The sequence below is a fragment of the Lachnobacterium bovis genome (assembly GCF_900111325.1).
In the GTDB taxonomy this organism is placed as follows: Bacteria; Bacillota; Clostridia; order Lachnospirales; family Lachnospiraceae; genus Roseburia; species Roseburia bovis_A.
On sequence record NZ_FOGW01000048.1, the window covers coordinates 1 to 3695 of the forward strand.

Sequence of the window (3695 nt, forward strand, 5' to 3'; positions counted from 1 at the left end):
CAGTTAATAACAGACATCGGAGATGGAGTTATTAAAAATGCAGAAGCATATCAAGAATTTGATACAACAGTTGGTTCAAAGAATCGTAAATAAAGTTTGGTTTGGGAATAATTGGATTAGTTAAATATGATGTGTGTTTAAACGCAGATGTCTAGTAAAAAGGCAGCTGGAAAACATATAAAAAAGACAAAAATATAATTATGAAAAATCATTATTATTTAAATAATAAATAGTCTGAGTAGGATTTTATAGGCTAATCTGATAGACCCGAATTAAGCAAAAAGCTTAAGAAGAATCCCTATGCTCGCAGAAAACTGCAACATACAGGAAAACATGATGCAGTTATTACGCGTGGCATGGGGATTTTTTAATTAAAGAGAGGGTTAAAGGCAAAACCAGGAAAAGGTATTAGGAGACGACAACAAAATGATTAATGAAGAAAACAAATATTTGTCTCAGTCAGATGAGACAGATAGTGAATATAGAGAAAGAAAAAAGAAAGAGGAAGCACTGCAGCGAAAGTTGCGAGAAAATCGCTTGGCTCAGGAAAATCTTCGAGAAGATATGTACAAGCTTGAAATAGATAATGAAAATTTTCAAAATGAGTTAAATCAAGAATTGGCATTTTTAAATTCTATCAATTTCAATAATATAGGCGTAGAAGAAGGAAAATTAGGCGGAGAATATATTATAGAGAATCTCAGAAACAATGTATTAAGTTCTTCTTACAGACAAGTTGAATTTATGGAAAAAAGTAAAACAACAATACAGAATCAGCTCAGAAAGTTAGAAGAAAATGAACACTTAATAAGAAAAGAAGTTGATAATATTAGTATTTAGGAGGATAAGAATATAATGGGAATGGATAATACATTGCAAGTACCAAAGGTTGGAAATTCAATGAAAGCGGTTAACAAATTAAAAATACAAGAAGAAGATATAAAAAGTTATTCGAAAAAAATAAAAGATGCATCCAAAAGTATAGATAAAAAAAAGCTACCAGAAGAGAATGATACTACTTTAACTGCGAATAGTAATGAAAAAAAACTAAACCCAGTTTTGGATAAGACATTAAATTCATATGTAAATGGTTTATCGGAAGATGCAGAACATATAAAAAGATTATTAGAGAAATATACTGAATTTGATAGTCAGATGAAAAATAGTAATAATTCATAAATATTATGTTTGCGGCTAGAGTTAATAATATAGATGTAAATAATAGGTTGGTTGTTCATTAATTAAAATTTCAAAAGAGGGAAAAATATGAGTGGATTAAGATATGTTTTAGATAAAAATCAGATTGTTGATATGTGTAATAAGTCAAATAAACTGATATCAAAAAGACGAGAAGAGTTAATGAAGTCTTTTAAGAGCGTAGAGGAATTTACAAATGATAAGTTGGTTTTATCAAAAAGTTTTGATAATTATAAACAAATAATGAGAGATTACAGTGTTGTGATTGCAGCAATGCTTGCAGCATGTGAAATGGATAACGAAGATTTTACAACTTTAAAGAATGCTGTTAGTAAAATAAAAGAGCATAAAATAATAGAGTTTGATGAAGTTGATGATCAACTTTTAAGAATAACGAATATGAGAGATAATTTAAATCAAAGGTATAAAGATCTTTCAAATCCCATGCTAAATAATTATGCAAGTTTTAATCCGGATACTAAGAAGCAAATGCAAGATTATTATAAATCTCAGATAAAGAAATATGGTGATTTAATAAAAGAAATAAATGATGATAAACAGTTATACCGTGACATAGAGAATAGTACGTCACATTTATTTGAGGGTTCATTATTATATTGGAATAATGCTCAGGGATTGTTAGATGAAATTAAAGCATCATTTGATGCATCAAAAGAAGAATATACAATTAAACAAAATTCAAATTTTAGAAATGTTTTAATAAATGATAGTAAAGTAGGTGAAGCTATAAATTCTAGCTTAGATAAAATATTTCTAGAACATGGCTTAACCCCAAAAGAGTTAGAAGATTTCAAAAAGTTGGGAATTCCTATGTTATCGGTATATAAAGCGGGCTTATCTGATGGTGTTATCAAATTAATTAAAGGAAAAACTAGTGATTTAAATAAGATTTTTTCAGAAAGTCCAGATAGTATAGGATATGATGATCCATCGTTGTGTGCATTTTTGCCAACTTATATGTGTTTAACATATAAAAAAGATTCAGATAAGTATGCAAAAATAATAAATGCAATTTCAAATAGTGTGTATGTACCTGATACTGATGATCAAGGTCAGCATCTTACAACAGATGAAAAATTTAAACTAAATACACTTGATTTGTATATGTATACTCATGGTGCTAGTGATAATGAAAAGGCTAAATTGCGTTGTGAAGGTAGAGTTCATCTTGCGTCATATTGTATTGAATGGCTAGATTATCTCAGAGGAGGAGTTTTACAACAAGCTAATTTATATAGCATGAAGACAGTAGCTGCTTACAAAGCTGCTCAAAATATGGAAGGTGATTGTAAAAAAGCAAATATGTATATAGCAAAAAGCATGTATCAATCATATAATGATAGCATGGATGTATATTCATCTCTTTCAGGATTTAGAGATATTTCAAGTAAAAATGTTATGTTTAAAATAGATAAAATTGGGAAAAATCAGAAATTTGAAATAACGAAGTATTATACGAAAGATGTACCTGGTATATATGATCCAGTTTATGAAAAAAAATCAAGTGTATGTTTTTCTTTTTTAAGTCAATCGAATGATGCAATTAACAATAAGTCTGAAGTAGACGCTAAAGATGATGAAAATAAGAAAAAAATTGAATACAGTGAGCATCAATGTGCAAAAACGGCATTTTATACAGTTATACAACTTATTCCAGGATCGGGTCCAGTATATGATGCAATATATAGTGCGGATCAACTTAGTTCGGGTAATTATAATTGTATAACTCAGCAAGATAAAATCTTTGCTAAACCATTTCAAATAGGAGGAAAGTTTTTATTAAATAGTGCAACTTTAGTTGGACAGATGGGAGAGTTGGATGCCCTAAAGAAACAGGCAGAGGAAGAACATAAAGCAGGTGTTGAATCGGCTTATAGCAAGTGGTTTTCATCATATTGTTCTTATCAAGAAACAGAAAAAGGAAGCAAGAAAGAAAAAACAGTAATTTCCGATCATACACTAGCAGGGCAGAATCCAGCTACAAGAATTGCTATGGAAAAATGGGAAAAAGAAGGTACTAAAGGTTGGTTTGATGCGGATACACGTTCGCAAAAAATTGATCAGATTAATAAACAAGATTTACAAAGCGAGGAAATAAATAAATTCTATAATAGGAAAAAAGTATTTCTTAACGATAGTAAAGAACAAGAAGAGTTTAATACAGAAGCATCAAGCTTTGAAAGCTACAAAAATAGAAGTAATGATCAAGCATTTAAATTTAGTAATGATTCATTGAAACAATTCCAAAGTGGGGTTAATAGTATTTCTGGCGAATTGATTAATTAGTTGGAATATGTTAGAAATCTATAAATCATGAATATTCTAAATATAAAGCATATACGCTTGTGAATATGTGATAGGGTTTAAATTATGTAAAACAATAGAAAGACTAACTATTAAAAGTCAAGTTAAAAAATGATATTTTTTGATTAAAGTGCAGAAACGCATTTTAGATATATTTTGAACTCAGTTGGAGT

3 protein-coding genes are annotated in these 3695 nt (G+C 29.0%); all 3 read left to right on the plus strand.

All coding sequences use genetic code 11. From position 1 onward, the window contains the following. Nucleotides 1-426: 426 nt before the first annotated feature. The 3 genes from BMY79_RS11590 (at nt 427) to BMY79_RS11600 (ending at nt 3504) form a co-directional block, all read left to right on the plus strand. Nucleotides 427-840: a hypothetical protein gene (locus BMY79_RS11590; protein ID WP_027422416.1), complete on the plus strand. Its 414-nt coding sequence runs from the start codon at nt 427-429 to the stop codon at nt 838-840. A 15-nt stretch (nt 841-855) separates the two neighbouring features. After that, the gene (locus BMY79_RS11595; protein WP_022750550.1) at nt 856-1179 is read left to right on the plus strand and encodes a TIGR04197 family type VII secretion effector; all 324 of its coding nucleotides are present in this window, start codon (nt 856-858) and stop codon (nt 1177-1179) included. Between the two features lie 87 nt (nt 1180-1266). Then, nucleotides 1267-3504, plus strand: coding sequence for a hypothetical protein (locus BMY79_RS11600; RefSeq protein ID WP_074731020.1), 2238 nt, complete (start codon nt 1267-1269; stop codon nt 3502-3504). Nucleotides 3505-3695 lie beyond the last annotated feature (191 nt).

What these genes read in the sequence shown, in the direction of transcription:
- BMY79_RS11600 (WP_074731020.1), top strand. Translation starts at nt 1,267, where the DNA reads ATGAGTGGATTAAGATATGTTTTAGATAAAAATCAGATTGTTGATATG.
- BMY79_RS11595 (WP_022750550.1), top strand. Translation starts at nt 856, where the DNA reads ATGGGAATGGATAATACATTGCAAGTACCAAAGGTTGGAAATTCAATG.
- BMY79_RS11590 (WP_027422416.1), top strand. Translation starts at nt 427, where the DNA reads ATGATTAATGAAGAAAACAAATATTTGTCTCAGTCAGATGAGACAGAT.